Raw genomic sequence first — 23981 nt, forward strand, 5'->3', positions numbered from 1 at the left:
TAGCTTACCATCCACAAAAAAAGTCCCTGGCAGCTGCGCAGCTGCCAGGGACTTTTTTTGTGGAAACCTTTCGGCGCGCTACTTCCAGCGGCTCAGAAACTGGTCGAAGGCTTCGCGGTGCCGGTCGCTGACGGGGATGGTGGCGCTGCCGATCTGCACGGTGCTGCGGCTCACGGATTTCACCTGGTTGAGGGCAATGATGAAGGAACGGTGGATGCGCATGAACTGCCGGGCCGGCAGCCGCTCCTCTAGCGACTTGAGGCTGCTGAGCGACAACAGCGGCCGGGCCTCGCTCTGGCGGTACACCTTCACGTAATCCTTCAGCCCTTCGATGTAGAGAATATCCCGGAAATCAACCCGCACCAACTGGTATTCCACTTTCAGGTAGAGGTAATCCTCCTGGGGCAGGAGGGCTGGCTCGGCGGCGGTAGGGCGGGTGGCATTGGCGTAGGCCAGCGCCTTATCGGCCACCCGGCGGAACTCGGCGTAGTCGAAGGGTTTGAGCAGGTAATCGAGGGCGTCCACCTTGTAGCCTTCCAAGGCGTACTGGTTGAAGGCCGTCGTGAAAACCACCCGGGGCTTGTCGGTGCCGGGGCCTTTGTCGAGCACGCGGGCTAGCTCCAGGCCGTTGAGGTCGGGCATCTGAATATCGAGGAACAGCACATCCACCGCCGTGGTCTGCTGCTGCAGGCCGCGTAACGCTGCCGCCGCGCTGCTGTAGCTACCCACCAACTGCAGAAACGGCGTCTGCTCAATGAAATTGGCAATCAGCCGGAGCGCCAGGGGCTCATCGTCAACCGCAATACAGGTCAGCATAATTGGAAAGTAGGGAGGGAGAAAGGATGGAGCCGTCAGGACTCGTTACGCAGTTGAATACATGTCATCATCCCGGGCGAAGAAATAAGGACGTCATTTCTCGACTTCACTCGAAATGACGAACCTTTTTATTTACCCATTCACCCATTCACACCTCCAGCGAGAGGTGGACGCGGTATTCGTGGGCAGGAGTGAGCTCCGTGATGGTGAGGGTGTGACGGTCCGGGTAGAGCAGGGCCAGGCGGCGGCGCGTGTTGGTCAGGCCGATGCCGCTGTTTTCATCCAGGGCCACCGGCCGGTCGACAAATACGCTGTTCTCCACCAAAACCTCCAGCGTGTGGGCAGTGGGCTGACGCAGGGCAATGCGGATGCGGCTGGGGGCCTCGGTGCTCACGCCGTGCTTGAAGGCGTTTTCGATGAATGTGAGCAGCAGCATGGGCGCAATGGCTACCTCGTGCAGGGGCTGGGGCAGGGTAAACTCCACGGTTACATTGTCGGTCAGGCGCAGCTGCATCAGGTCGAGGTAGTCGCGCACGAACTGGACTTCCTGGCTGAGCGTGGTGGTGGCGTTCTGGTTTTCGTAGAGCACGTAGCGCATCATGCGCGAGAGGCGGTGAATGGCCTCCCGGGCCTGGCTGCCATCGAGCAGGGTGAGGGAGTAGATGTTGTTGAGGGTATTGAAGAAGAAGTGCGGGTTGATCTGGGCCTTCAGCCACGAGAGTTCGGTCAGCAGCTTTTCCTGCTCTAGGGCCTGGCGCAGCGCGGTTTCGCGCTGGCCTCGCTGCACGGCCGCCACGCTGGTGCCGAGCCCCAGCACCAGCGCCGCCGCCAGCAGTGCCGCCGGCGACACCCATCCTCCGTCCGGGCCGCCCCGCGGTGGCCCTGGCCGCTGCCCGGCGGCCGGACCCGGGGCTCGGAACCGGGGCGGGCGGGCGGTTTCGATCCGGCGCAACTGCTGCTGCACCCGCTTGTGAACCACGCCCACGCTCAGCACCGCTCCCGCCACAAAGGCCAGATACAGCACCAGCCGCTGGCGGTACAGCAGCTGAGGCACGGCCCAGTGCACGTTGGCGTAAAACAGGCCCAGCAGCACCACAAACAGGCCCAGTTGCAGGGCGTAGAACGGGCCTGCGGCCGTGCCCCCGCTGGGCTGGGTAAACACCAGCACGGCCAGCAGTGCCCCCACAATGAGGTGCAGCAAGCGGGCCGACGCCAGGTAGGAAGTGAAAAGCGGCATAAACCAAAGAATCAGGACGCGGGCACCGACGGCAGCTCCAGCACCAATACTACGGCATCATAACTTAGCGCTTCCAGTTCTACGCGGGGCGTGTCCCAGAGGCCGAGGGCATCGTGCTGGTGCAGCAGGCGGCCGGCCACCTCGAAGGCCCCGGCCAGCACCACCGCGAAAAAAGAATGGGCCGAATCCGTGAGCACGTATTCCACCTCCTGGCGGCCCGCCAGCTGGCCCAGGGCCACGCGCACCGGCGGGCCCGCAACCACCGGCGCCAGGCAGTTGGCCAGGTCGGCGAAGCGGAAGGGGAACAGCCGGGCGGCGCCCGCAACCCGGGGGGCGGGGCCGGCCAGCCACAGGTGCAGCAGCTGAATGGCGCAGTCGGAGTAGGGGTTGCGCAGCTCCACCACGGTGCCCGCCGCCACGGGCAGCAACAGCAGCTCCTCCACCTGCACCGTCATGGCGTAAGGGTCGGTGGCGGCGTGCACGGCCACGGAGCCCGTTACGGGCAGCACCAGCACCCAGCCCGCGGCTTCGGCTACCTGAGTGGTACAGCTGCCGGCAGCCAGGGTTTCTTCGTGCAGACCCTGGAGTGCGCCAAACGGCATGTGCCCGGCCCCGGCCGCCGGACTCGCGTGAAAGGTGCTGAACCGACGGAATTCGGCCGTTTCCTGGTGCTGGCGCTGGTCGGCTAGAAAGATTTTACCGGGCATGGTCTGCGGGTTGAGAAGTGGAAGCCGGGTGCAGGGCGTGAATGGCCAGGTAGGGCTGAAGCTGAAACAGGGTCGTTCGGATTTCGCCCGTGGTCGGAGCCGGGCAAGGAGAAATCAGCAGGTACGCCCCGATGGTTTCGTGCCAGATTACGGGCTCGGCGTAAAACGTAACGGCTACCTGGTGGCGGCTGGCATCAAGCAGGTCGGAGTTGATAATTTCAAACTGAAACTGCGTGAATTTCAGAAATAGCCGGCCTTGGTTGTCGGCTACGTCGGGTACCCAGCCACCCAGCTGCTGCACGTAGCCGCGGGCGGCGGCACTTACCAGAAACGAGAGCTGCGCCGCTCCCGGCACGTGCTGCACCAGCTCCGCGTAGGTGCGGTACTGCTGGTTGGGATTGACGTTCTGGGCCTGCAGCCGCAGCTCGGCGTACGTATCGGCCAGCACCAGCTTGTCCCAGGACCGCCCCGACTGCGCATCCAGCACCTTCCGATAACTCAACGTGATAATCCGCGGCTGCATATGGAGTGACGGTTTTTGACAATTAGCGGATGGCTATTGGCCGTTAGCTTTCATTTCTTCAGCTAACAGCCTCTACGCCGGCACGCCCAGGGAAATAGCCAGCGTGAAACCAGCGGCGGTACTGCCCGTGACGGTGGCAATCTGGATGCCCGCCGTGTCGTCGCTGAACACATTGTCGCTCTTGTTGGCGGTGTAGCCGCTCAGGCCTTTGGCGTAGCCGTTCACAGCGGCCAGGGCCGTGCCGCTGCCCTCGGGGAAGGCAATTTGCGTGACTTTCAGGGAGGTGCCGTTGGCCGAGTACACGTGCACGTGGATGTGGGTGGCGCGGCCGTTGTACCAGCCCGGGAAAATGGTGGTAAACTTCACCTGTCCGTTGGCGTCGGTGGTCTGGCGGCCGCGCAAAAAGTGCACGTTCTGGTAATTGGTGCTCTGCATGCCCGTGCCGCCGTACTCCGAGTAGTTGCCTTCGGCGTCGCAGTGCCAGATGTCCACCAACACGCCGGCCAGGGGGCTGCAGCTGGCGTTGCTGTTAGTAATGGTGATGGTGGCCGTCATCTCATAGCCAGACTTGCCGTCGCGGATGTCGCTGCGCACGTAGGAGGCCGGCACTTTGGTTGGGAAGGGCCCTTCGGTTTCAGTGGGGGCTACGTTGCAGCCGGTAGTTCCACCGGTCGTGCCCGTGGTGGCGGGCGTGGCATCCGACGATTTGCTGCAGGCTGATAGCACGGCCGGAACGGATAACCCGCCGACGAGCAGGCTTTTGAGGAAGTTTTTTCTTTCCATGACGAGGACGAAAACGAGGTGAGAAACAGGTAACGAAAGCAAAGCTGCCCAGCTTCCCCCTGTTTTCCGCACGCAATCGACCTTCCCCCTTCCTCAACCGACCAACGCCCGATTCTACCGATAAAGCAGCTGCGGCGTAACTGGTTGTCAGTTGTTGGTTGTTAGTAAAAAAGAACGTCATCCTAAGCGGAGCGAAGGATCCTACCAAGCCGGAACGAGTTGTTAATGCGATTCTCGTTCCAGCGTGGTAGGATCCTTCGCTCCGCTTAGGATGACGTTCTCTTTTATTCTTATTGAAAACCGACTACGCCCTTACTCCTTCACATTCACCACGTTCATGGCGCGCTCTACGCCCATAGCCCCAAAAGCCAGCACAGCTTCGGCGGCTTTTTCCAGGCGGCCTTCCAGGTCGATGTTTTCGTCGGCGGAGAAGGGGCTGAGCACGTAGTCCACCTGCCGGCCCTTCGAGAAGCTGGAGTCGATGCCGAAGCGTAGGCGGGCGTACTCGTCGGAGCCCAGGGTTTCCTGAATGTGCTTGAGGCCGTTCTGGCCGCCGGCTGAGCCCTTGGCTTTCAGGCGCAGCTTGCCGAAGGGGAGGGCCAGGTCGTCGGTGACGACGACCATGTTTTCCTTAGTGAGCTTGAGGGTGCTCAGCCAGTGGGCCGCCGCTTTGCCGCTCAGGTTCATGTAGGTGGTGGGCTTCACCAGCACGTAGGTGTGGCCTTTGTGCTTGATTTCAGTGGTGAAGGCGTGGCGGCCCAGCTGCCAGGGCGCGGCGTCGTGTTTGCGGGCCAGGTAGTCGCCCACCATAAAGCCCACGTTGTGGCGCGTATCGGCGTATTCCGGCCCGATGTTGCCTAGGCACAGCACAAGAAACTTCATATCACGGATTTAGACGGATTCTTCGGATTTCACGGATGCAAGGTTGCGCGGCCGGAACAGCAAGTGCACACTGGCCCGGCCGCGCAACGCACACAAAAAAAGCCGCCCTGCGAGCAGGACGGCTTCTTGGGTTGGAATGGCAGGTATGCCGCGTCGTCCACAAAATCCGTGAAATCCGCTTACATCCGTGCCAATCCGTGATCCTTATTTGTCGGCCGACATCTGGCCTTTCAGGGCACGTGGGATGGCCACGGTAGCAATAGGAGCCTGCTCGTTGGTCAGGATGGTGTAGTTGTTTGGCACAACTTTGCTCACCTTGATCGACTTGCCGAGGCCCAGCTCCGAGATGTCTACTTCTACGAATTCGGGCAGGTTTTCGGGGGTAGCACGCACGCGGATTTTGCGCAGCTTGCTCACCAGCTTGCCACCGGCCAGTACGCCTGGCGAAACGCCTACGTACTTCACGGGCACGTCCATCTTCACTTCTTTGCCTTCCTGCAGCTCCAGGAAGTCAACGTGCAGCAGCATTTCGTTTACAGGGTGGAACTGGGCATCCTGTACGATGGCGCTGTAGTGCGTGCCTTCCACGTTCAGGTCCACGATGTGAACTTCGGGCGTGTACAGCAATTCGCGGAAGAGGATAGCGGGGGCAGAGAAGTGAACCTGCTCTTTGCCACCGTACAATACGCATGGTACGTACGATTCGAGGCGGATAGCCTTGGCGTCCTTCTTACCGAGATTCGCTCTTTTAAACCCTACAATCTCGAGGCTTTTCATAAAAGTGTGCTTTTGAGGAAAAAACGCGTGCCCAAAGCAGGCAAACGGGCCGCAAAGATAGACGGATTATCCGACAATAGAAACCCGAATATGCCTTTCTGCTGCTGCGCGGGCCGGGTGGCCTACTGCCCGCCGCCGAGGCCGTCGGTTGCTGACGAGCCCATCTGCTGCTCCACCGTCTGGGCGGCCTGCTGGCGGGCCTGCAGCTGGCGCACGTAGTCGCGGGCGTTGGCGAGCTGGTAGTCGTAGGCGGCTTTGCGGGCAAAGTCCACGGCGCTGCTCAGGCTGCCGTTCATCTCATGGTATACGGCCAGGTTGTAGCAGGCGCGGCCCGCCACTTTCGGGTCGGTGCTTTGGGCGGCCTGGCGCCATACGGTGGCGGCCTGCTCCCAGTCCTCGGCCTGCACCCGCACGTTGGCCTGGCGCAGCAGCTCGTCGCGCTTGGCGCGGGTGTACACTTCCCGCGAGAGGTTCACGTAGGAAGGCGCAATCCGCCGGGCGTACTGGTCGCCGATGCGGGTGGAGACGCGCCGGATGCACTCCTCGGGGGCGGGCAGGCCGCGCAGCGCCTGCTGGTAGGTGTCGCCTTCACTTACAAAATTGAGGCGGTCTTCCTGGCGGGCCTGGTCCACTACCAGCCCCTGCGGGCCATACGTGCGGAAGCCCGTCACCACGCGCATGCTCATGTGCACCACCGTAACCGGCACCTTGCGGTCGGGCTTGTCTTTCTCCTTGATGACACGCTCCTCCACGCTTTGAGTAAGCTGCATGTCTGAGTCGAAGGCCTCCAGCACCACCAGCCCGTCTACCTGCGAGCGGCGGCACACTTCGCGCACGTAGTCGGGGGCCATGGGGGGCAGGAAGAACTCGCGGGTGCGGCCCAGCAGCTGCAGGCTGGCCGGCGTCACGCGGAAGCGGGGGCTGTTGCGCATCAGGGCCTCGCCCACGCTCATCGTGCACGACTCGGCCCCGGCGCGGTCTACCAGCGGGCCTTCGCCGGTGAAAATGCCTTCCAGCACATCAAAAAACTTGTCACGGGGGCTTTCGGGCAGCACGCGGTTGGCGGTGGCTATGCGCTGCATCTGCACGGGCATCGATACCGAAGCCGGCGCCAGGGCCTGCATGTGCACGGTGGTAGTGCAGCTGGCCAGCCCACCCAGGGCCAGCATAGCAGTGAAGCAGCAGAGGAGTAGAGGACGTTTCATGGCGCAGAATAAAAATAAAAAACAGAAAGGGGAACTTTTTACAGTTCCCCTTTCAAGACCGTGCCAAAGCTGCGCCAACCGCGCCGCCGCTTTGGTTTTTCTAGTGATTTTATCCTAAGCCAAAGGCGCCCCTACACAAACAGCGAGCTGATGCTCTCGTGCGACACCACGTTGTGAATGGCCTGCGCAAACAGCGGGGCCAGCGAAATCACCTTCACCTTCGGGTTTTCCTGCTTCAGCGGAATGGTGTCGGTAATCACCAGCTCTTCCAGCGCCGAGTTCAGAATCCGCTCGTGGGCCGGGCCGCTCAGCACACCGTGCGTAATCACAGCCCGCACTGACTTGGCGCCGCGCTCCATCAGCAGCTCGGCGGCTTTGCAGATGGTGCCGGCCGTGTCCACGATGTCGTCCACGAGCACCACGTTCATGCCGGTAACGTCGCCGATTACCTGCATCGAGGCAATTTCGTTGGCCCGCAGGCGCATCTTGTCGCAGACCACGATTTCGGCCCCGAACTTCTTGGCGAAGCCGCGCGTGCGCACCACGCCGCCCACGTCGGGCGAGGCGAAGATGAGGTTCTCTAGGTTGAGCGACTTAATATAAGGGGCCGTGACGGTGGCGCCGTCCAGATGATCAACCGGAATATCGAAGAAGCCCTGGATCTGGCCGGCGTGCAGGTCGCAGGTCATCAGGCGGTCGGTGCCCACGCTTTGCACGAAGTCGGCCACCACTTTGGCGCCGATGCTCACGCGGGGCTTGTCTTTGCGGTCCTGGCGGGCGTAGCCATAGTAGGGCATCACCACGGTAACGGAGGCGGCGGAGGCGCGCTTGGCGGCGTCTACCATCAGCATCAGCTCCATCAGGTTTTCGGCGGGCGGGTTGGTGCTCTGAATCAGGAACACGGCGCAGCCCCGGATGCTTTCGTTGAAGCTCGGCCCCAGCTCCGTATCAGCGAAGCGCTGAATGCTCAGGTCGCCGAGCGGCTGGCCGAACGCTTCGGCAATTTTCAAACCCAGTTCGTGGGAGGCGTTGCCCGCGAATATTTTTACCTGCTGTGACATGGGGTACTTGAAAAGAAGGGAAAGGTGAATCACAGATTTTGCAGATTAAAAAAGGGATTTCACGGATTGAGTAGCGACTACCCATCCGTGAAATCCCTTTTTTTGATCTGCAAAATCTGTGATGTAAAAAGCGAAAGGCGCCGACTCTTCCGGGGAGGAAGAATCAGCGCCTTTCGCGTTGTGGTAGTCGGTTGTCCGACCAGGGCTCGAACCTGGACTTTCTTGAATCAAAATCAAGCGTGTTGCCAGTTACACCATCGGACAATTTCCCATCCGTTTCCGTTACCGGTGTGCCGTTTGGGTTTGCAAATGTAGTACGGCTTTTTTTCAAGGCAAACTTTCGGCGAAAAATTTTTTCAGAAAATTTGGCCTCAGTAGCGTGCAAAAGGGGTTTTGCGGGCTGTGAGTGCCTGATTTTCAGGGTTGGAGAGGCGGAATCCGGACCCGGAAAATTCTTGAAAAAACCTGCTTTGGCAAAGCGGGTATTAAGCCGTAGTTTTGCGGCCTGAATCGTTGCATCCCACTCCATACATAAAAAGTAATGGCGAATACCGGCAAAATCACCCAGGTTATCGGTCCCGTTGTGGACGTGAGCTTCGCGGGTGAAGGCTCTAAGCTCCCCAACATCCTCGACGCCCTCGAAGTCATCAAAGACAACGGCCAGGTCGTTATCCTGGAGTGCCAGCAGCACCTGGGCGAAGACCGTGTGCGCACCATCGCCATGGACTCGACGGAAGGCCTCACCCGTGGCGCCGTCGTGCGTGACCTGGGCGCTCCTATCTCCATGCCTACCGGCGACAGCATCAAAGGTCGTCTGTTCAACGTCATTGGCTACGCCATCGACGGCATTCCACAGCCCACGAGCACCACGCGCCTGCCGATTCACCGCCAGGCTCCGCGCTTCGAAGACCTCGCCACTTCTTCGGAAGTATTCTTCACCGGCATTAAAGTAATCGACCTGCTCGCTCCTTATGTAAAGGGTGGCAAGATTGGTTTGTTCGGTGGTGCCGGCGTAGGCAAAACCGTACTGATTCAGGAGCTGATCAACAACGTAGCCAAGGCCTACTCGGGTCTGTCGGTGTTTGCCGGTGTTGGTGAGCGTACCCGCGAAGGCAATGACCTGCTGCGCGAATTCATCGAAGCCAACATCATTCGCTACGGCGAGGAGTTCAAGCACTCGATGGAAGAAGGCGGCTGGGACCTGAGCAAGGTAGACATGGCCGAGATGGAGAAGTCGCAGGCCACCCTCGTGTTCGGCCAGATGAACGAGCCTCCCGGAGCCCGTGCCCGCGTAGCCCTGTCGGGTCTGACGATTGCCGAAAGCTTCCGCGACGGTGATGGCACCGGCGCCGGCCGCGACATCCTGTTCTTCATCGACAACATCTTCCGCTTCACGCAGGCTGGCTCCGAAGTATCGGCTCTGCTGGGCCGGATGCCGTCGGCCGTAGGTTACCAGCCCACGCTGGCCACCGAAATGGGCGCCATGCAGGAGCGGATTACCTCCACCAAGCGCGGTTCCATCACGTCGGTACAGGCCGTATATGTGCCTGCCGATGACTTGACTGACCCGGCCCCGGCCAACACCTTTGCTCACTTGGACGCCACCACGGTACTGAGCCGCAAAATCGCCGAGCTGGGCATCTACCCCGCCGTTGACCCGCTGGACTCCACCTCGCGCATCCTGTCGGCCGCCGTTCTCGGCGACGAGCACTACAACACCGCCCAGCGCGTGAAAGAGATTCTGCAGCGCTACAAAGAACTGCAGGACATCATCGCCATCCTGGGTATGGACGAACTCTCCGAGGAAGACAAGCAGGTAGTAAACCGCGCCCGCCGCGTGCAGCGCTTCCTGTCGCAGCCCTTCTTCGTGGCCGAGCAGTTCACGGGCCTCAAAGGTGTACTCGTTGACATCAAGGACACCATCCGTGGCTTCAACGAAATCATTGACGGTAAGCACGACCACCTGCCGGAAGCGGCTTTCAACCTGGTAGGCAACATCGAAGATGCCGTAGCCAAGGGTGAGAAGCTGATGGCGGAAGCAAAATAAATGGCTTAATGGCTGAATTGATAAATGGTTGGTTGTTCAGCACCTCGTTAGAACGACCAACCATTTATCAATTCAGCCATTTAACAATACAGACCATGCATTTAGAAATCATCACCCCCGACCGCAAGGTTTTTGAAGGCGAGGTTACGTCGGCCCAGTTTCCGGGTACCGATGGCCTGTTCGAGGTTCTCAACAACCACGCCCCGCTGATTTCGGCTTTGAAAGCCGGCAACGTGGTGCTGAACGGCGGCGCTACCACTTTCCGCATCGACGGCGGGGTGGTAGAGGTGCTGCGCAACAACGTTATCGTACTGGCCGAAGGCGCTTCGGCGTAAGCGCGGCCCGAAGTAGTTTCAGCAAAGCCCCGCACCTGCCAGCAGGTGCGGGGCTTTGTGCGTCTGGGAGGGGAGGAGGCTGGAGTAGAAATTATGTGGCTTCGCTGACCGGGAAATCTGAAACGGCGCGTAGCTTGCGCCACTCTTTTTTCGCTTTACCGGCTACTATGCGCGTTATTTTACCCCTGATGGGTTTGCTGCTTGCGGCGGCCCCGGTTGTTGCCCAAACCTTTCCTATTGACTACCGGCGGGCCGCGCAGGCTCAGGATACCGCCAAGCAGCGGCGGGTGCTGGCGGCCTGGCAGCTGAAAGAGCCCAACAACCCCGACCGGTACGTGGCCCAGTTCAACTACCTGCTGCGCAAGTCGTACCGCGTGGTGGTGAGCACGGCCCCGGCCGCCGGGCGGGGCGTGGCGCTGCAGAAGCAGGATGGCAGCGCCGCCGGCTCTCTCAGCGAGGGCTACGAGCCGCGCCTGCTGGAGGCCGCCCGCAACACGCTGCGCGAAGGCATACGGCTGGCTCCGGACCGGCTGGATATGCGGTTCGGGCTAGCCAAGACCTACGAGATGACCCACGAGCCGGGTCCGGAAGTGCAGGTGCTGCGCGAGGCACTGGCCGCGCGCAAAGCCAGCGGCCAGCCGTGGCGCTGGCAGGAAGGCAAGCCGTTGCCAAGAACGGAGGCCGTTTTTCTGCCTGAAAATCTGGAAGAATACATGCTGCCCTACTGGCAGGCCGATACGCCCGAAGACGCCGAGGTAGCGCGGCAGCTGGCCGAGCTCGTCAGCGAGTATTATCCGGAAAGCTCCCTCGGGCCTTTCAACCTGGCCATGTACCACAGCCTGCACGGGCAGGAGGATAAGGCCTATGCGCTGTATCAGCAGGCCAATGCCAGCAAGCCCAACGACTGGCAGACGCTGGCCAACCTCACCCGCTTGGCCATCAACCTCAACCACAAAACCGAAGCCCAGCAGTACCTGGCGGCGCTGCAGAAGCTGCCGGCGGGGCGGCCGGCCGCGGCTCAGCTGGGCAAGGAAGTGCGGCAGATGAAATAGTGCCTGGCTGCAACCAGCGCCGTACTTTGCCGTTGTTTTGCCCCGCGCCCAGTTTCCCGCCCACTCTCCCGCCCATGCACATCCACCCCAAAATCACCCCGATCTACCAGACCTCCGTTTTCAAGTTTGAAGACCTCAACGAGCTGGAGCTGTACTTTGGGGAGCCCGGCAGCCGCTACCTGTACTCGCGCAACGGCAACCCCAACTCCGACGAGCTGGCCGAGGCCGTGACGCACCTGGAAGGCGGCGCCGGGGCAGTGGCCACGGGCTCGGGCATGGCGGCCATCTTCGCGGCCCTGCTGACCTACTGCACCGCCGGCGACCATGTGCTGTGTGCGGCCGACATCTACGGCGGCTCGGCCGCGCTGCTCAACCAGGAGCTGGACCGGCTGGGCATTGGCGTGAGCTACGTGCCGTTCGAGGACCTGACCACCAACCTGGCAGCCTACGCGCAGCCCCGCACCCGGCTGCTGCTCTGCGAAACCATCAGCAACCCGCTGCTGCGCGTGGTAGACCTGCGCGCCGCCGCCGAGGCTGCCCACGCGCTGGGCCTGAAGCTGGTACTGGACAACACCTTTGCCTCGCCGGTGCTCACGCAACCGTTCGAGTACGGCGCCGATTTGGTGATGCATAGCGTCACGAAGTATCTGGCGGGCCACTCCGACGTGACGGCCGGGGTGGTGGTGGCGCGCACGCCCGAGGATGCCGCCCGCCTCCGGCAAATCGGGACGCTGTTTGGGCTCACGCTGAGCCCGATGGAAAGCTGGCTGGCCGTGCGCGGCATCAAGACGCTACGGCTGCGGATGGAAGCGCACAGCCGCAATGCCCAGGCCGTAGCCGAGCTGCTGGCGCAGCATCCGGCGGTGCAGGAAGTGTTTTATCCGGGCCTGGCGCAGCACCCGCAGCACACGCTGGCGCGGGAGCAGGGGGCAGGCCGGTTTGGGGGCATGGTTTCGTTCCGGCTGCTGGACGACAGCACCAACGCCGTGAGCCGTTTTATGCGGGCCAGCCAGCGGTTCCCGTTTGCGCCATCCCTGGCCGGCGTCGACTCGTCGCTGTCGTATCCGGCGGGCACCTCGCACCGGGCCCTGACGGAGGAGCAGCGGCAGGAGCTGGGCATTACGGCCGGGCTGGTGCGCCTGAGCGTGGGCATCGAGCCCGTGGAGGAGTTGCTGGCCGACCTGCATCAGGCGCTGGAAGCTACCGTAGTTTAATACTGTCCGCCCTTGGCTTGTACTAGCAGCCTGACTTTATGTGCCGGGTATACTAGCTATTGAACTTTATGTGCCGCCAATCCGGGCTTTATGCTGATTTAAGGAGCGGTAGTGGCCCGCGAGGGCGTGATGGATGGCCTCGGCAATACGCTGGATGTCAGTTTCAGGAAGCGCCGAACCGGAAGACAGGCATCCGGCCTGGGTAAATAATTCGGTACAAACCTCACCGCCCAACGTCAAGAGCCGGCCGCTGTAGAACCCGTTGCACCTGCAGTGGCTTCTACAGCGGCCGGCTATTGACGTTGGGCGCTTCAACGTTCTTCCGTGTCGCCCTGCTTCTTGTTGGGTGATATTAAAACATTATTATAATTATATTAAAAGGGGATTAACCCTATTATAATTCTATTTTATTACTTCTATTTGGAGAAGCATTGCTCCTTTTTTCTCATCCCACCCACTCATTACTAGTACCCATTATGAAGCTGATCAAACAAAGCCTGCTCACTTTACTGCTTGTTGTGCTGACGGCGGCGGCCGCCCTGGCAGATAACCCGGACGCTGTGCTAGGCGTGTGGAAAAACGGGGAGGGAACGGGCATGATTCAGATTTACAAAAGCGGCGACAAATACTTCGGCCGGATTGTATGGCTGAAAGTGATGAACAACCCCGACGGCACGCCCCGCACCGACGTCAACAACCCCACCGAATCGGCCCGTACCAAGCCTTTGCGCGGGCTGGTGAACATGCGCGACTTCAAGTACGTCGGGGAAAACAAGTGGGAGGGCGGCCAGATCTACGACCCCAAAAACGGCAGCGACTATTCCTGCGAGATGACCCTGACCGACCCGAATACGCTAGAAGTGCGCGGCTATATCGGCGTGGCGCTCTTCGGCCGGACCGACGTGTGGAAGCGGCAGGTAAAGAAGTAGCCTCATGCAGCATCTCTCCCGTTTCCTGCTTCCTGGCGCCCTGCTGGCGCTGAGCACGGTGCTGGCCGCACCTGCCTGGGCCCAGGACCTGCCCACCGCCCCCGCCGACTCGTTGGGGATGGAAGATTTCAGCAGCTTTGGCAATGCCGACGCCACCGCCAACCGGCCGTATGCCAGCCAGAAGGTGCTGTTGCAAAGCCCTACCAAACTGATATCGATAGGCTACGAAGCCCAGATGCCCTTCGATCTGACGTCGACCGGCCCTTTGGTGCCCACAACTGGCGGCCCTCAGGAGGTGACCGAGCAGGTGGACCGCTTTGCAGGTCTGCGCCTAGGCTTCAACGCCCCGGTCATATCTAATTCCAGCCTGATTCTGAACCTGGGCCTCACGTACTGGAATACCGGCGTGCGGGTAGCCAACGCTGAGCGGGCGCCGCTGTTTCGGCGCCTGGAAGATGGGCTGCGCTCCACGGGCTTCAACGCCACGGTGTTTCGGCCACTTAACGACAAGAACTTCCTGCTGGTGCAGGGCAACGTCGACCTGAACGGCACCTACCGCAACTTCGACGCCATCAGCAGCAAGGCCCTGACCTACAGCGGCACGGCAATTTACGGCTGGAAGCCCAGCGAATCGTATATGTGGGGCCTGGGCCTCACGCGCACCTACCGGGCCGGGCAGTTGCTGCACATTCCGGTGGTGTACTACTTCCGCACCTTCAACCCGAAGTGGGGCGTGGAGGCCATCTTCCCGGCCCGCGTGAACGTGCGGCGCAGCTTCGGGGCCAACTCGCTGCTCATGCTCGGCTACGAGCTGGAAGGCAATGCCTACTACCTCGGCCCCGTGAACGGCCAGGACGTGTACCTGCGCCGCGGCGAGCTGAAGCCGCGCATCACCTACGAGCGCCAGCTGACGGGCTTTATCTGGCTGTCGGCCCAGGCGGGCTTCCGCTACAACTACCGTTTCGATGCCTTCAGCAAGCAGAACCCCAGCGGCGACAACGACCCGCTGTATGAAAACGAGCTGGGCAACCCGTTGTACTTCAACCTGAGCCTCAATCTGGTCAGCCCCTAACAGGGCATGTTTCGATAAGGCTGCCGCGTGTTAGCCGCTGTGGCCTTCATTTCCTGTGAAAGGTTGGTTTCGGGCCGCATCTGCTGCAACAGGTGCGGCTCGTTTGCGTTCGGCCGCTGGCACAGATCCATAAGCCAGCGGGGGCTGTCAGGCGCGGTGGTGGCAGGCGTAGGCGTCGCGGATGGTTTCGGCCACGCGCTGCAGGTCGGCTTCGGCAAGGGCCGAGCCCGAAGGCAGGCATAAGCCGTGGGTAAATAAATCAGCACACACCTCGCCGCCGAACATGGGCACGCCGGCAAAAAGCGGCTGCAGGTGCAGCGGTTTCCACAGCGGCCGGCTCTCGATGTTGCGGGCCTCCAGGTGCTGCCGCAGCAGCTCCGGCGTGACGGTGGTTTGGGTGGGGTCGAGCAGCACGCAGGTCAGCCAGCGGTTAGCGCGGCCCCCGGTGGACTCAGTCGGCCCAAAGGACAGGCCCGGCAGGTTGGCCAGGTGCTTCTGGTACCAGCTGAATATCTCGCGGCGCTTTTTCACCCGGTCATCCAGCAGCCCCATCTGGCCGCGCCCGATGCCGGCCAGCAGGTTGCTGAGGCGGTAGTTGTAGCCCAGCTCGGAGTGTTGGTAGTGCGGGGCGTCGTCTTTGGCCTGCGTGGCCCAGAAACGGGCCTTTTGGTCCCATTCTTTGATGTTGGTGACGAGGGCGCCGCCGCCGCTGGTGGTCAGGATCTTGTTGCCGTTGAACGAGAAAACGCCCACCGCCCCGAAGGTGCCCAGCGGCTGGCCGTCGTAGCGGGCGCCCAAGGCTTCGGCGGCATCTTCCAGCACCGGAATGTCGAATTCGGCGGCTATGGCTAGGATTTCGCGCAGCTGACATGGCATGCCGTACAGGTGCACGATGATGAGGGCTTTGGGACGGCGGCCCTGCCGGAGGCCGGCCTCAATGGCCTCACGCAGCCGCTGCGGGCACAGGTTCCAGGTGGTGGCTTCGCTGTCGATGAATACCGGCGTGGCCCCGAGGTAGCTGATGGGGTTGGCGGTGGCCACGAACGTGAACGACGGGCACAGCACCGTGTCGCCGGGGCCGACGCCCAGCAGCCGCAGCCCCAAGTGAATGGCAGCCGTGCCCGAAGTGAGGGCCACGCAGTGCGCCGCGCCCGTAAACTCGCAGATGTCGCGCTCAAACCCATCCAGGTTGGGGCCGGCCGGGGCCACCCAGTTGTCTTCGATGGCCTTGTGCAGGTAGTTCAGCTCGTGGCGGCCGAGGTGGGGCGGGGAAAGGTAAATTCGGTCGTAATCCTGGCTGCGCATCGGAGAAAGTATAGCTCAGGCTCTGGCCTGAACTGTAAGCGGGGAAACACGAAAACAGGGCCGGCAGGCCGCCATTCTCGGGTAGTGGAATATGTGTTTATAGCAAAACGTAAACGGCAACGGGTGGGGTTATGCTACATGCGGTTTGATAATTTGAGCCGGCACGCCCACGGCCGTGCAGTGCGCTGGCAGGTCGCGGATGGCTACGGCGCCCGCGCCCAGGATAGTGCCCGCCCCAATCCGCACCTGGTGGATGACGGTGGCGTTGGTGCCGAGGTAGACGCCCGCGCCCAGATGGGCCTCGCCGCCCACGTTGGCGTGCGGCATCAGGGAGCAGCCATCCTCCAGCACGGCGTCGTGGCCGATGGTGCAGCCCAGGTTGAGTAGCACGTGGCGGCCCAGCGTGATGTCGCAGGTGAGGATGCAGCCCTGGCTGATGATGCAGCCGGCCCCCAGCTGCAACCGCTGATACGGGGCGCAGGCCACGCCCGGATGAATCAGCGTGGGAAAGGAGAGGCGCGGCGAGGTGAGGCGGGCCACCACGGCGGCGCGGCTACGGCTGCTGCCTACCGCCACGGTCACGTGCAGCGGCCCGGGCGCGGCGTTCAGGTCGGCGGCAGTGCCGAGGTAGGGGAGGCCGTGCAGAGCAGCGCCGGCTGGGAAGGGCGCGTCGTCATAAAACCCCAGAATATGCCAGGTGGGCGCGGCGGCATTGATCTGGTGAACCAGCATCAGTACTTCGCGCCCCAGCCCGCCCGCGCCAAAAATGACGAGCGGTGTCAGCGGCGTAGCAGAAGCAGGGGAGGAAGAAACGGGCATGGCGTGCATCAGACGGAAGAAGAGCCCTGGAAGGCTTCGGTGGTAGCCTGGCCGGCCGCCGTGATGCCCTGGGCACCCAGCACGCGCCCGGCCGTGCGCAGCAGAATCCGCAGGTCGAGGCCCAGGCTGAGGTTATCGACGTACCAGACGTCGTACAGAAACTTCTGCTCCCAGCTGATGGCGTTGCGGCCGTTCACCTGGGCCCAGCCCGTGATGCCGGGCCGTACCTCGTGGCGGCGGGCCTGCGTGGCGGAGTATAGCGGCAGGTACTCGGGCAGCAGCGGCCGGGGCCCGATCAGGCTGAGGTGGCCGCGCAGCACGTTCCAGAGCTGGGGCAGCTCATCGAGGCTGGTGGCGCGCACCCAGCGGCCCAGGCGCGGCAGGCGCGCGGCATCGGGCAGCAGCTGGCCGTGGGCGTCGCGGGTGGAGGTCATGGTCTGGAGCTTGTAGAGCGTGAAGAGCTGCCCGTGCCGGCCGGGGCGCGCCTGCCGGAACAGCCACGGCCCGCCGTTCTGGGCGACCAGCGCCAGTGCCACAGGCAACAGCAGCGGCAGCGCCAGCAGCAGCAGCGGCCCGGCCAGCGCTACGTCCAACGTGCGCTTGCCCCAGCGGCGGTACCAGGTGGCGGCAAGAGACATACGCGGGCAGCGGGGAGAGTGGTTTGTGAAACGGCAGTGGTCGGCTCCTTTGGCCGGGGGCAGCTCAACTAACGAAAAAATGGCGGTGCGGGCAGTGCTTGCAACAGAAAAAATGCCGGCTGCGTGGGCCGCCGCATCCGCAAAGCTAGCACTACATTTGCGCCATGCTCGTTTTTCCGAACGCCAAACTCAACCTGGGCCTGTACATCACCGGCCAGCGGCCCGACGGCTTCCGCAACCTCGAATCGGTGTTTGTGCCGCTGCCCTGGACGGATGCGCTGGAGGTGCTGCCCGCCCCGGCCGGCGCCGACACGGCCCTGACGCTCACCGGCCTGCCCATCCCCGGCGACCCGGCCACCAACCTCTGCGTGCGGGCCTACGAGCTACTGCAGGCCGATTTCGACCTGCCGCCCGTGCAGCTGCACCTGCACAAGGTGGTGCCCATCGGGGCCGGGCTGGGCGGCGGCTCGGCCGATGCCGCGTTTGCGCTGTGGGCCCTCAACGAGCAGTTTACGCTGAACCTGCCCGCCGAAACCCTGGAAAGCTACGCCCGCCGGTTGGGCTCCGACTGCGCGTTTTTCATTGAAAACAAGCCGGTTTTCGCCTACGAGAAAGGCGACGTCTTCGAGCCCGTTTCGCTGGACCTGACCGGCATGGCCTGTCTGGTAGTGTACCCCGGCCTGCACATCAGCACCGCCGAAGCGTATGGCCGCGTGCAGCCCCGCACCCCGCGCCACGACCTGCGTACGGCCCTCGCCCAGCCCCTCAGCACCTGGCGCGACACCGTCAGCAACGACTTCGAGGACGCCCTGACGCCGGTGTACCCCGTGCTCGGCGACATCAAAGCCCAGCTCTATGCTGCCGGAGCCGCCTACGCCAGCCTGTCGGGCTCCGGCTCGGCCGTGTACGGCCTGTTTCCGGGCCTGGAGCTGCCGCCGCTCCTGGAGCTGCCAGCGGAGTATCAGGTGTGGCGCGGGCGGCTGTAGTACAGCAGTAGCGCGAACTTTGTAGTTCGCGTCCCCGCGCCGGTAGCTTCGTTGAAACGGCGCGGGGACGCGAACTACAAAGTTCGCGCTACGATTATGCTACTGCCGGGCTACTTGCCCACCAACACCTCGGCGGCTTCAGCTTTGCGCTGGCGGCGCTTCATCCATTGGTCGAGGACGGGGTGGATGAGCACGCTGAGCAGGATGACCACGGTGCCCAGGTAGAAGCCGGTGGATAGCTTTTCCTGCCCGAAGCCCGGGATGCGCAACGTGTACATCAGCACGGCCAGCAGAATGCCGTACACCGGCTCCAGGTTGATGGTTAGGTTCACGACGAAGGCCGAAATGCGCTTCATCAGCTCCACCGACGTGGAAAACGCATACACCGTGCACACGCCGGCCAGCAGTAGCAGCCACAGCCAGTCGAGGCCCTGCAAACCCAGCTGCAGGCCCTGGCCGTCGGTGAAGTAGCGGCTGTAGAGGGGCATAAACAGCACGATGCTCAGGCAGGCGCCCGTCATTTCGTAGAGCGTGAGCTGAAACGGGGTGTGGCGCTTCACCAGCTTGGAGTTGAGCACGCTGAACAGCGCCGACAGCCCCGCCGACAGAATAGCCACCAGCAAGCCCGCCATCTGGTCCAGCTCGGCCTGCGACACCAGATACAGCCCCACCATCGTCAGCAAGCCCAGCCCGACTTCATACAGGCGCACCCGCCGCCACAGCACCAGCGGCTCCAGCAGCGAGGTCCAGAGGGCCAGCGTAGCCAGCCCGGCCAAACACACACTCACCGAAGACAGGCGTGCGGCCAGGAAAAACGTAATCCAGTGGGCCGCCACCAGCGTCCCAATACCCAGCATCTTCAGCGCCTCGCGGCCGGCCACGCGCCAGGGCTGCCGCCGCGCCACCAGCAGCACCGCCAGCCCCGAGGCCGCCAGCAGCGTGCGCCAGAACACCAGCTCCACCGGCGGCACCGATATCAGCTTGCCCAGAATGGCCGTGAAGCCCCAGAGCAGGACAATGAAATGCAGGCGGAGGTAGTCTTTTAGCATGTGGTGGATTAGTGGGGTGGCGGGGTGGTGGATTAGAAGGGACGCAACGGCCAGCAGCAGATTAAAGATTAGCGAAACTTCTCCTTTGTCGATTGTGCTGCTATTATAGGGGGCCTTCGCAAGCGCGGGATGATAGAGGTACTCCACCAATCCACCATCCCAAAACCCACCACTTAGCGCGGCACCACCCGGTAGAGCACCACCCCGACGGCGGTGAAAAGGATGCTGGGAATCCAGGCGGCGAGCAGCGGCGACAGGGTGCCCACGGCCGCCAGGTTGCGGCTCAGAATCACGAAGATGATGAACACAAACGCCAGCACGAAGCCCAGCGCAATCTGCCCACCCACGCCGGCGCGGCTCTTGCGCGCACTCATAATCACGCCGATGACGGTGAGGATGAAGATGGCGTAGGGGTAGGCGTACCGCTCGTATTTCTCGCTCAGATATACCTGGGTGTCGTCGGAGCCGCGGTCTATCTTCTGCTGGATGTAGCGGTTCAGCTCGGGCAGCGTCATGGTTTCGCTCAGGCGGTAGGTGCTGGCGAAGTCTTTGGGGTAGAGGTTGAGCGTGGTGTCGCGGGCGGGCAGCGCCAGCAGTGTCTCCTTCTGCCCCCGAAACGTGCGCACCAGCTGCGGCGTGAGGCGCCAGGCCCGCTTCGTCGAGTCCCAGGTGATGGCCTCGGCCGTCATGCGGCGCTTGAGCAGCGTGCCCTCAATGGTTTCGAGCGCAAACTTGTAGCCGATGTTGTTGACGTTGTCATAGCTCTCCATGAAGGCGTAGGTGCTCGGCCCGATCTTCATGTGCACGTCGCGCCCCTTGAAGCGGTAGGGGTTCTTGACGTACTTGCGCTCAAACTCCACCCGCGTCTTGTTGGCGTACGGAATGATCCAGCCGGTGAGGGCAATGGTGGCCACGCCCAGCACAAAGCTGCCCATCAGGTAAGGCACCAGCAGCCGCTTGAAGCTCACGCCCGACGCCAGAATGGCCACGATTTCGGTGCGCGCCGCCAGCTGAGCCGTCACGAACACCACCGCAATAAACACCGTGATAGGGGAGAGCAGGTTGGCGTAGTACGGAAACAGGTTCACGTAATACTCCAGGATAATCTGCTTGGCGCCCAGGTTGTGCTGGATGAAGTCGTCGTTCTTCTCCGTGAAGTCAATCACGCAAATCACCATCACCAGCACCACCACCGTGAAGAAGAAGGCCGTGAGGAATTTCTGCAGAATGTATTTATCGAGAATTCGCATAAATCGCTGATTCGCGCCGATTAACCGTGATTTCGCTGATTTGGGAAGTGGAAATGTCGATTCGCAAAATCAGCGAAAACGCAGGAATCGACAAGGGTAAGAAGGAAGCTAGCTGTTGCGGCCATGCAACTGTCAAAAGGCGAAAATCAGCGAAATCACGACTAATCAGCGCAAATCAGCGATTTACAGCCGCGTCATCACCTGCTTCACCATCTTCTCCTTCCACTCGCGGAAGGTGCCGGCCAGGATCTGCTCCCGAGCCTGCTTCACCAGCCACAGGTAGAAGCTCAGGTTGTGGATGGAGGCCAGCTGCGGGCCCAGCATTTCCTTGCTCTGGAACAGGTGCCGCAGATAGCTACGCGAGTAAAACGTGCTGACGTGGCCGCCCAGCTCGGCGTCAATAGGCGAGAAGTCCTGCTCCCATTTCTTGTTGGTGACGTTCATGATGCCCTGGGTGGTGAACAGCATGCCATTGCGGGCGTTACGGGTCGGCATCACGCAGTCGAACATGTCTACGCCCAACGCAATGTTTTCCAGAATATTGGCTGGCGTGCCCACGCCCATCAGGTAGCGCGGCTTGTCTTTGGGCAGAATGTCGCAGACGATTTCGGTCATCTCATACATCATCTCGGCCGGCTCGCCCACGCTCAAACCGCCAATGGCGTTGCCCTCGCGCCCCTGCTCGGCAATGAACTCGGCCGAGCGCACGCGCAGGTCCTTGAACGTGGAGCCCTGCACAATCGGGAACAGGGTCTGCTGGTAGCCGTAGTGGCCCTCGGTGCTGTCGAAGCGCGCAATGCAGCGCTTCAGCCAGCGGTGCGTCATGTCGAGGGAGCGGGCGGCGTAGTCGTACTCGCAGGGCCAGGGCGTGCACTCGTCGAAGGCCATGATGATGTCGGCCCCGATAGTGCGCTGGATGTCCATCACGCCCTCGGGCGAGAACAGGTGCTGCGAGCCGTCGATGTGGGAGCGGAACTTCACGCCCTCCTCCTTGATCTTGCGCGTGCCCGAAAGCGAGTACACCTGGTAGCCGCCCGAGTCGGTGAGGATGGGCCGGTCCCAGCCGTTGAACTTGTGCAGGCCGCCGGCTTTGCTGAGCACGTCGAGGCCGGGGCGCAGGTAGAGGTGGTAGGTGTTGCCGAGGATGATCTGGGCCTGCACCTCGTCCTTGAGGTCGCGCTGCTGCACGGCCTTCACAGTGCCGGCCGTCCCGACGGGCATGAAAATGGGAGTTTCGATGGCGCCGTGCGCCGTGTGCACCACCCCGGCGCGGGCTTTGGTGTGCGGGTCTTGCGTTACTAAGTCGAAGGTCATGCGGAAAAGCTATAAGCCACAAGCTACAAGCTGCCGGCTACAAGCTCACGCCTACGCGTCAGCTCGCAGCTTGCAGCCTGCGACTTGTAGCTTCTCAGCTACAAAGGTACTCCACCCACCCCGAATGCCTACTTTTGCAGGCTAATTCATGCTGTCCGTTTTGTTGTTGAGTTTCTCCCCGGCCATCTGGCTGCTGCTGGCCACGGTGCTGGTGCAGCTCTACTACGCCGCCTACTACTTCTGGCCTTTCGCAACCCGCCCGCCCGAGCCCGCGCCCACCGAGGCCGGGGCCGAACCGGTGTCGGTGCTGGTGTGTGCCCACAACGAGCTGGACAACCTGCGCCGCCTGCTGCCGCTGCTGCTGCGCCAGGAGTATCCCGCCGACCTGGAAATCGTGCTCATCGACGACCGGTCGGACGACGATACCTACCTCTACGCCCAGCAGCTCAGCCAGTACTACCCCAACTTCCGCCTCGTCACCATCGGCCGCACGCCTGACGGCTTGTCGCCCAAAAAGTACGCCCTCACGCTGGGCATCAAGGCGGCCCGCCACCCGCAGCTTCTCTTCACCGATGCCGACTGCATTCCGGCCACCAACCAGTGGGTGCAGCACCTGGCCGCCGGCTTCCGGCAACCCGCCGACATGGTACTAGGCTACTCGGCCTACGCCACCGAGCCCGGGTTTCTCAATAAGCTGGTGCGCTTTGAAACCCTGCTGACCGGCGCGCAGTATCTGTCGTTTGCGTGGCGCGGCCAACCCTACATGGGCGTCGGGCGCAACCTGGCGTACACGCGTGCAGTATTCACCTCCACCAAAGGCTTTGCTTCACACATCCGGAGCCTGTCCGGCGACGACGACCTGCTGGTGCAGGATGCCGTGGCGCAGGGGGCACGGGTGGCCGTAGTGGCCGAGCCGGCCGCGCATACGCTCAGCGAGCCGGCTGGCACCTGGGGCGGCTGGTGGCGGCAGAAACGGCGGCATCTGTCGGCCGGCCGCAGCTACCGCCTCGCCGACCGGCTGCGGATAGGAAACTTTATCGGAAGCAATCTGCTTTTTTACGCGGTTAGCTTAGCGTTGCTGTTTTCCCGGGCCGATTGGATACCTTTGGCCGGCCTATGGGTGGCGCGCACCGGGCTGGTATGTGCCACCTACCAGCGTCTGAGCCGGCGCCTCGACGACCCTTTGCCGGTGGCGCTGCTGCCGGTGCTGGACGTTGTCTACTTTTTTTATTATCTCGCTTTAGGAATGTCGCTGTTCCTCTACCGCAACCTCCGATGGAAGTAAATAATCAGGAAAAACAATTCTCTGCTAAAGCCAAGCACGACTTCAAGCTGATTCGCGCCGCCGTGGAAAACGGCGACGAAAAGGCCTACGCCGAGCTGATGCAGATTTACAAGAAGCCGGTGTATCATGTGGTGCTGAAGATGGTGCGCAACCCCGACGACGCCGACGACCTTACCATCGAAGCCTTCGCCAAGGCCTTCCGCAACCTGCACAAGTTCAACCCGGAGTTTGCCTTCAGCACTTGGTTGTTCCGCATTGCCACCAACAACTGCATTGATTTTATCCGCAAGAATAAAATCAAGACGATGTCCATCGACTCGGCCATCAAGATTGACAACGGCGACGAAATCACCATCGACTTCCGCGACCAGAACCTGAACCCGCAGGAGACGACCATCAAGAATCAGAAAATCGAAATCATGCAGCACGTGGTATCGCGGCTGCCCGACAAGTACCAGCGCCTCGTGACGCTGCGCTACTTCGATGAGCTGAGCTACGAGGAAATTGCGCAGGAGCTGAAAGCGCCCCTCGGCACTGTGAAAGCCCAGCTGCACCGCGCCCGCGAGCTGCTCTTCGACATGGTGAAAAACAAAAAGGAAATCATCTAGTGAAAAAGCCCCGACGCAGGTCGGGGCTTTTTTGTGCCTGCCGATTATCATAATCGGTACGTCATGCCGAGCGAAGGCGCAGCCGTA

Annotated in this window: 24 protein-coding genes and 1 tRNA gene; 9 read left to right on the plus strand and 16 right to left on the minus strand. The window is 62.0% G+C overall.

The annotated features are described in order from the left end of the window. Positions 1-78 precede the first annotated feature (78 nt). The 10 genes from O9Z63_RS01205 to O9Z63_RS01250 all read right to left on the minus strand — a co-directional run bounded on the left by O9Z63_RS01205 (position 79) and on the right by O9Z63_RS01250 (position 8255). Positions 79-819, minus strand: a complete 741-nt coding sequence (locus tag O9Z63_RS01205; RefSeq protein ID WP_270129227.1) for a LytR/AlgR family response regulator transcription factor — start codon at positions 817-819, stop codon at positions 79-81. Positions 820-964: 145 nt separating this feature from the next. Then, positions 965-2053 (minus strand): sensor histidine kinase, encoded by a 1089-nt coding sequence (locus O9Z63_RS01210; RefSeq protein WP_270127440.1) that lies wholly within the window; start codon positions 2051-2053, stop codon positions 965-967. An 11-nt stretch (positions 2054-2064) separates the two neighbouring features. Next, entirely contained in the window at positions 2065-2760 is a 696-nt protein-coding gene (locus tag O9Z63_RS01215) for a pirin family protein (protein WP_270127442.1), read from the minus strand. Then, the gene (locus O9Z63_RS01220; RefSeq protein ID WP_270127443.1) at positions 2750-3283 is read right to left on the minus strand and encodes a hypothetical protein; all 534 of its coding nucleotides are present in this window, start codon (positions 3281-3283) and stop codon (positions 2750-2752) included. Before O9Z63_RS01220 ends, O9Z63_RS01215 begins: the two co-directional genes overlap by 11 nt. A 72-nt stretch (positions 3284-3355) precedes the next feature. Beyond that, positions 3356-4066, minus strand: a complete 711-nt coding sequence (locus O9Z63_RS01225; protein ID WP_270127444.1) for a dioxygenase family protein — start codon at positions 4064-4066, stop codon at positions 3356-3358. A gap of 312 nt (positions 4067-4378) precedes the next feature. Next, on the minus strand, positions 4379-4948 hold the full coding sequence (gene pth, locus O9Z63_RS01230) for an aminoacyl-tRNA hydrolase (RefSeq protein WP_270127446.1): 570 nt from the start codon (positions 4946-4948) through the stop codon (positions 4379-4381). Positions 4949-5152: 204 nt separating this feature from the next. After that, positions 5153-5725 carry a 50S ribosomal protein L25/general stress protein Ctc gene (locus tag O9Z63_RS01235; protein ID WP_044014004.1) on the minus strand — a complete coding sequence of 191 codons (573 nt, stop codon included), beginning with the start codon at positions 5723-5725 and terminating at the stop codon, positions 5153-5155. Positions 5726-5847: 122 nt separating this feature from the next. Continuing rightward, the gene (locus O9Z63_RS01240) at positions 5848-6930 is read right to left on the minus strand and encodes a DUF6340 family protein (RefSeq protein WP_270127448.1); all 1083 of its coding nucleotides are present in this window, start codon (positions 6928-6930) and stop codon (positions 5848-5850) included. 131 nt (positions 6931-7061) lie between these two features. After that, positions 7062-7991 carry a ribose-phosphate pyrophosphokinase gene (locus tag O9Z63_RS01245; protein WP_044013999.1) on the minus strand — a complete coding sequence of 310 codons (930 nt, stop codon included), beginning with the start codon at positions 7989-7991 and terminating at the stop codon, positions 7062-7064. 191 nt (positions 7992-8182) lie between these two features. Continuing rightward, positions 8183-8255: transfer RNA gene (locus O9Z63_RS01250), tRNA-Gln, on the minus strand. Between the two features lie 277 nt (positions 8256-8532). Here O9Z63_RS01250 and atpD point away from each other — a divergent pair. The 6 genes from atpD to O9Z63_RS01280 all read left to right on the plus strand — a co-directional run bounded on the left by atpD (position 8533) and on the right by O9Z63_RS01280 (position 14640). Then, positions 8533-10038, plus strand: coding sequence for a F0F1 ATP synthase subunit beta (atpD, locus tag O9Z63_RS01255; protein WP_270127450.1), 1506 nt, complete (start codon positions 8533-8535; stop codon positions 10036-10038). 95 nt (positions 10039-10133) lie between these two features. Next, positions 10134-10373 (plus strand): ATP synthase F1 subunit epsilon, encoded by a 240-nt coding sequence (gene atpC, locus O9Z63_RS01260; protein WP_044013995.1) that lies wholly within the window; start codon positions 10134-10136, stop codon positions 10371-10373. Positions 10374-10540: 167 nt separating this feature from the next. Beyond that, the gene (locus O9Z63_RS01265) at positions 10541-11425 is read left to right on the plus strand and encodes a tetratricopeptide repeat protein (RefSeq protein ID WP_270127451.1); all 885 of its coding nucleotides are present in this window, start codon (positions 10541-10543) and stop codon (positions 11423-11425) included. A 74-nt stretch (positions 11426-11499) separates the two neighbouring features. Then, a complete protein-coding gene (locus tag O9Z63_RS01270) occupies positions 11500-12639 on the plus strand; it encodes a trans-sulfuration enzyme family protein (protein ID WP_270127452.1) in 1140 nt (379 codons plus the stop codon). Positions 12640-13115: 476 nt separating this feature from the next. Further along, on the plus strand, positions 13116-13568 hold the full coding sequence (locus tag O9Z63_RS01275; protein ID WP_270127453.1) for a DUF2147 domain-containing protein: 453 nt from the start codon (positions 13116-13118) through the stop codon (positions 13566-13568). Between the two features lie 4 nt (positions 13569-13572). Further along, a complete protein-coding gene (locus O9Z63_RS01280) occupies positions 13573-14640 on the plus strand; it encodes a DUF6268 family outer membrane beta-barrel protein (RefSeq protein ID WP_270127454.1) in 1068 nt (355 codons plus the stop codon). Between the two features lie 147 nt (positions 14641-14787). Here O9Z63_RS01280 and O9Z63_RS01285 read toward each other — a convergent pair whose 3' ends face one another. The 3 genes from O9Z63_RS01285 to O9Z63_RS01295 all read right to left on the minus strand — a co-directional run bounded on the left by O9Z63_RS01285 (position 14788) and on the right by O9Z63_RS01295 (position 17402). After that, the gene (locus tag O9Z63_RS01285; RefSeq protein ID WP_270127455.1) at positions 14788-15945 is read right to left on the minus strand and encodes a DegT/DnrJ/EryC1/StrS family aminotransferase; all 1158 of its coding nucleotides are present in this window, start codon (positions 15943-15945) and stop codon (positions 14788-14790) included. 129 nt (positions 15946-16074) lie between these two features. Next, on the minus strand, positions 16075-16764 hold the full coding sequence (locus tag O9Z63_RS01290; RefSeq protein WP_270127456.1) for an acetyltransferase: 690 nt from the start codon (positions 16762-16764) through the stop codon (positions 16075-16077). A gap of 8 nt (positions 16765-16772) precedes the next feature. Beyond that, positions 16773-17402 carry a sugar transferase gene (locus O9Z63_RS01295; RefSeq protein WP_270127457.1) on the minus strand — a complete coding sequence of 210 codons (630 nt, stop codon included), beginning with the start codon at positions 17400-17402 and terminating at the stop codon, positions 16773-16775. Between the two features lie 164 nt (positions 17403-17566). Here O9Z63_RS01295 and ispE point away from each other — a divergent pair, with 164 nt between their 5' ends. Further along, positions 17567-18388, plus strand: coding sequence for a 4-(cytidine 5'-diphospho)-2-C-methyl-D-erythritol kinase (gene ispE / locus O9Z63_RS01300; protein ID WP_270127458.1), 822 nt, complete (start codon positions 17567-17569; stop codon positions 18386-18388). Positions 18389-18498: 110 nt separating this feature from the next. Here the strand turns inward: ispE and O9Z63_RS01305 are convergent, their stop codons facing one another. From O9Z63_RS01305 to tgt, 3 genes are all read right to left on the minus strand, one after another. Beyond that, a complete protein-coding gene (locus tag O9Z63_RS01305) occupies positions 18499-19437 on the minus strand; it encodes a DMT family transporter (RefSeq protein WP_270127459.1) in 939 nt (312 codons plus the stop codon). 173 nt (positions 19438-19610) lie between these two features. Beyond that, a complete protein-coding gene (locus O9Z63_RS01310; RefSeq protein ID WP_270127460.1) occupies positions 19611-20687 on the minus strand; it encodes an LptF/LptG family permease in 1077 nt (358 codons plus the stop codon). Between the two features lie 183 nt (positions 20688-20870). Then, the gene (gene tgt, locus O9Z63_RS01315; protein WP_044013980.1) at positions 20871-22001 is read right to left on the minus strand and encodes a tRNA guanosine(34) transglycosylase Tgt; all 1131 of its coding nucleotides are present in this window, start codon (positions 21999-22001) and stop codon (positions 20871-20873) included. 148 nt (positions 22002-22149) lie between these two features. Here tgt and O9Z63_RS01320 point away from each other — a divergent pair, with 148 nt between their 5' ends. Together O9Z63_RS01320 and O9Z63_RS01325 are read left to right on the plus strand one after the other, a co-directional pair. Further along, positions 22150-23286, plus strand: a complete 1137-nt coding sequence (locus tag O9Z63_RS01320; RefSeq protein ID WP_270127462.1) for a glycosyltransferase — start codon at positions 22150-22152, stop codon at positions 23284-23286. Then, a complete protein-coding gene (locus O9Z63_RS01325) occupies positions 23277-23894 on the plus strand; it encodes an RNA polymerase sigma factor (RefSeq protein ID WP_187314770.1) in 618 nt (205 codons plus the stop codon). Before O9Z63_RS01320 ends, O9Z63_RS01325 begins: the two co-directional genes overlap by 10 nt. The last annotated feature ends 87 nt before the right edge of the window (positions 23895-23981 follow it).

It is taken from the genome of Hymenobacter yonginensis (assembly GCF_027625995.1).
Classification (GTDB): domain Bacteria; phylum Bacteroidota; class Bacteroidia; order Cytophagales; family Hymenobacteraceae; genus Hymenobacter; species Hymenobacter yonginensis.

What these genes read in the sequence shown, in the direction of transcription:
- O9Z63_RS01220 (WP_270127443.1), bottom strand. Translation starts at nt 3,283, where the DNA reads ATGCAGCCGCGGATTATCACGTTGAGTTATCGGAAGGTGCTGGATGCG.
- O9Z63_RS01280 (WP_270127454.1), top strand. Translation starts at nt 13,573, where the DNA reads ATGCAGCATCTCTCCCGTTTCCTGCTTCCTGGCGCCCTGCTGGCGCTG.
- tgt (WP_044013980.1), bottom strand. Translation starts at nt 22,001, where the DNA reads ATGACCTTCGACTTAGTAACGCAAGACCCGCACACCAAAGCCCGCGCC.
- O9Z63_RS01305 (WP_270127459.1), bottom strand. Translation starts at nt 19,437, where the DNA reads ATGCTAAAAGACTACCTCCGCCTGCATTTCATTGTCCTGCTCTGGGGC.
- O9Z63_RS01310 (WP_270127460.1), bottom strand. Translation starts at nt 20,687, where the DNA reads ATGCGAATTCTCGATAAATACATTCTGCAGAAATTCCTCACGGCCTTC.
- ispE (WP_270127458.1), top strand. Translation starts at nt 17,567, where the DNA reads ATGCTCGTTTTTCCGAACGCCAAACTCAACCTGGGCCTGTACATCACC.
- O9Z63_RS01270 (WP_270127452.1), top strand. Translation starts at nt 11,500, where the DNA reads ATGCACATCCACCCCAAAATCACCCCGATCTACCAGACCTCCGTTTTC.
- O9Z63_RS01265 (WP_270127451.1), top strand. Translation starts at nt 10,541, where the DNA reads ATGCGCGTTATTTTACCCCTGATGGGTTTGCTGCTTGCGGCGGCCCCG.
- O9Z63_RS01235 (WP_044014004.1), bottom strand. Translation starts at nt 5,725, where the DNA reads ATGAAAAGCCTCGAGATTGTAGGGTTTAAAAGAGCGAATCTCGGTAAG.
- O9Z63_RS01240 (WP_270127448.1), bottom strand. Translation starts at nt 6,930, where the DNA reads ATGAAACGTCCTCTACTCCTCTGCTGCTTCACTGCTATGCTGGCCCTG.
- O9Z63_RS01320 (WP_270127462.1), top strand. Translation starts at nt 22,150, where the DNA reads ATGCTGTCCGTTTTGTTGTTGAGTTTCTCCCCGGCCATCTGGCTGCTG.
- O9Z63_RS01225 (WP_270127444.1), bottom strand. Translation starts at nt 4,066, where the DNA reads ATGGAAAGAAAAAACTTCCTCAAAAGCCTGCTCGTCGGCGGGTTATCC.
- O9Z63_RS01290 (WP_270127456.1), bottom strand. Translation starts at nt 16,764, where the DNA reads ATGCCCGTTTCTTCCTCCCCTGCTTCTGCTACGCCGCTGACACCGCTC.
- O9Z63_RS01210 (WP_270127440.1), bottom strand. Translation starts at nt 2,053, where the DNA reads ATGCCGCTTTTCACTTCCTACCTGGCGTCGGCCCGCTTGCTGCACCTC.
- O9Z63_RS01325 (WP_187314770.1), top strand. Translation starts at nt 23,277, where the DNA reads ATGGAAGTAAATAATCAGGAAAAACAATTCTCTGCTAAAGCCAAGCAC.
- O9Z63_RS01285 (WP_270127455.1), bottom strand. Translation starts at nt 15,945, where the DNA reads ATGCGCAGCCAGGATTACGACCGAATTTACCTTTCCCCGCCCCACCTC.
- pth (WP_270127446.1), bottom strand. Translation starts at nt 4,948, where the DNA reads ATGAAGTTTCTTGTGCTGTGCCTAGGCAACATCGGGCCGGAATACGCC.
- O9Z63_RS01275 (WP_270127453.1), top strand. Translation starts at nt 13,116, where the DNA reads ATGAAGCTGATCAAACAAAGCCTGCTCACTTTACTGCTTGTTGTGCTG.
- atpD (WP_270127450.1), top strand. Translation starts at nt 8,533, where the DNA reads ATGGCGAATACCGGCAAAATCACCCAGGTTATCGGTCCCGTTGTGGAC.
- O9Z63_RS01295 (WP_270127457.1), bottom strand. Translation starts at nt 17,402, where the DNA reads ATGTCTCTTGCCGCCACCTGGTACCGCCGCTGGGGCAAGCGCACGTTG.
- atpC (WP_044013995.1), top strand. Translation starts at nt 10,134, where the DNA reads ATGCATTTAGAAATCATCACCCCCGACCGCAAGGTTTTTGAAGGCGAG.
- O9Z63_RS01245 (WP_044013999.1), bottom strand. Translation starts at nt 7,991, where the DNA reads ATGTCACAGCAGGTAAAAATATTCGCGGGCAACGCCTCCCACGAACTG.
- O9Z63_RS01215 (WP_270127442.1), bottom strand. Translation starts at nt 2,760, where the DNA reads ATGCCCGGTAAAATCTTTCTAGCCGACCAGCGCCAGCACCAGGAAACG.